Here is a 2,416-nt window from a genome sequence, read left to right on the forward strand (position 1 = left end):
CCCCGGAACGGTTCGCCGTCACCACCCGGTCTAGACCGTCGTCTCCTCCTCCCGGCGCCGGCAGGAACAGAAGATCCGGTCTCCAACGGAGTCCGGATCTCCCTGCGAGATCACCCGGTGGAGCTGCGGGTGTGCCTACTCAGGACATCCCGGACACCCGGGCCACCGCCGCGGGCGGCTCGATGCGTTCGCACGCCAACGGCCGCAACTGCAGCAGCGGCCCGGCACGCTCGGCGCGCCGGGCCGCTGTCGACTCTGCGAAGGTCCCCGCTTCATTCTGCGAAGACCTCGTTGTGGAGCTGCGGGGAATCGAACCCCGGTCCTCGAGCGTCGAACCAGGTCTTCTCCGGGTGCAGTCCGTGCTGTCGCTTTTCTCGGCCCCGGGGCTCGCACGGACACGTCCCCGACAGGCTCAGTCACGGAATAGTCCCGCTCACCCTCCGTGACCCGGAGTGGGCGGCAAGTCTCCTAGATGACGCCAGGATCCGGGACGGAGACGGGTGCCCGGACTGACGCTTCGATCACTGCTCAGGCAGCGAGAGCGAAGGAACTGCGATTGGTGTTGGCAGTTATAGGTTTCCAGCGATCGTTTACGAGATGACGCTGGCTTCTCGACCCGCTTCCCCTGGAACTAACGTCCCAAGTCGAAACCGATCAGCCCCTCTTGAGTTGTGCATCCAGTCTACGGGCTCAACGCCAGCCGGGCCTCATCGATTCCGCAGCCACGCCTGCAACGCGGGTACGCCGGGACCGGCCAGCTCGCCGGCCAGCGCCGCGCGTCCGCACATCGCGGTGGCGAGCGCCCGGGCCGGTCCCTCGACCCGCGCTCCGTCGCCGGCCGCCCAGTCGAGATCGGTGGCCGCCCAGGTGAGCGCGGGCCGGCCCCGGGGGACGAAGCCCCGACCCGCGGCCTTGGAGGCGAGGAAGCCGAGCACGTCGCGCCACGGCTCGTGGGGTACCCCAGCGTCCACCCCGAGCGGGACCACGATGTCCTGGGTGTGGATGCGCAGGTCGCTGAACGGCGCGTGCCAGTCCATGCCCGGCGGGCTGAACCGGTGCTCGGCGTACTCCCGCAGCCAGGCGGTCACCTGGGCCGGCTCGACACCGGAGCGCCAGTCGACGAGCAGCTCGTTGGCCCGGTCGAACCTGCCGCGACCACGGGTCATCGCCTTGAGGAACGTGCCCACCGAGGTGGACGGCCCGCTGGTGAGGTGGACGGCGACCTCCTTGACCGTCCACGCCCCGCACAGGCTCGGCGTGGCCCACTGCTCGGGCGTCAGGGTGTCGAGGAGGTCGGCGAGCGCACGGCGCTCGCTGGCGATCTGTGCCCACGGGTCCATGAGCACCCAGTGTGGCCCGTCGCGGCCGGCTGCGCCTCCCCTCAGAGCAGCGCGTCGCGCGGGTCGGGACCCCAGGTCAGGCCGCCGTCGAGGAAGGTGTGCACGAACCCGCAGGCCCGGCAGATCGCGCCGTCGCCGGAGCGGTTGGCCCAGTCGAGGTCCATGAACGTCATGCCCGTGGTGTTGAGCTTGATCTCGCGGTGGGCGAAGTCCCGGCCGCCGCAGACGAGGCAGGCGAGCGCTGCGCCCGTGCGCAGACGCACCTCGCCCTCGCGGGGCTGGGCCGGCGTGCCCAGCCCGCCGCTCACCGTGCGCTCCCGGTCACTGTCGCTGCGTCCCATGACCGGGATCTACCCGCACCGGAGCGGTTCCGAACATCCGCGCGCCGTTCTCCCAGCACACGGCTCGCAGCCAGTCGTCGCCCAGGTCGAGTCGGGCCAATCCCTCCAGCTGGTGGAGGTAGGGGTACGGGATCGTCGGGAAGTCGCTGCCGAGCAGCACCTTGTGGCCGAGGTCCCGCAGCCGCGGCACCAGCGCCACCGGGTAGGCCGGGAAGAAGTCGGTGAACACCATCGTGGTGTCCAGGTGCACCCGCTCGTACCGCTCGGCCAGCGCGAGGAACTCCCCACACTCCGGGGCACCCATGTGCGCGATGACCAGCGCCAGCCGGGGGAACCGGCGCAGCAGGCGCTCGGTCGACGCCGGCCCGGTGAAGTCGTTGCCGACCGGCCCCGATCCCGCATGCACGACCACGGGCGTGCCGGCGTCCTCGAGCCGCCCCCACACCTCGTCGAGCAGGGGGTCGTCGAGGTGGAACTCCCCCACCTGCAGGTGGACCTTGAAGATCTCGACGCCGGCGGCGATCGCCTCCCCGACGTACGCCGCCGCGTCGGTCTCGGGGAAGAACGTCGCCGACCACAGCGACTCCGGGACGTCCCGCTTGAAGCCGGCCGCCCAGTCGTTGAGGTAGGTGGCCACCCCGGGCTTGTGGGCGTAGGGCAGCGTCGGGAAGCGCCACACACCCATCGCGCGCAGCAGCTCGACGCGGTCCTCGTGCGACTGGCGGTAGCGGATCG

Annotated in this window: 3 protein-coding genes and 1 other RNA gene; all 4 read right to left on the reverse strand. The window is 71.0% G+C overall.

The genetic code is table 11. The features are described from left to right. Nucleotides 1–291: 291 nt before the first annotated feature. Nucleotides 292–662: a transfer-messenger RNA gene (gene ssrA / locus Q0L15_RS19380) on the reverse strand. A gap of 45 nt (nt 663–707) precedes the next feature. After that, the gene (locus Q0L15_RS19385; RefSeq protein WP_296606206.1) at nt 708–1,340 is read right to left on the reverse strand and encodes a maleylpyruvate isomerase family mycothiol-dependent enzyme; all 633 of its coding nucleotides are present in this window, start codon (nt 1,338–1,340) and stop codon (nt 708–710) included. 41 nt (nt 1,341–1,381) lie between these two features. Further along, nucleotides 1,382–1,681, reverse strand: a complete 300-nt coding sequence (locus Q0L15_RS19390) for a hypothetical protein (RefSeq protein WP_296606207.1) — start codon at nt 1,679–1,681, stop codon at nt 1,382–1,384. Then, nucleotides 1,662–2,416 (reverse strand): amidohydrolase family protein (locus tag Q0L15_RS19395; protein ID WP_296606208.1); only part of this gene is annotated, 755 nt, incomplete at its 5' end. The genes Q0L15_RS19395 and Q0L15_RS19390, both read right to left, overlap by 20 nt.

This window comes from Nocardioides sp. (assembly GCF_024509035.1).
Lineage (GTDB): Bacteria > Actinomycetota > Actinomycetes > Propionibacteriales > Nocardioidaceae > Nocardioides.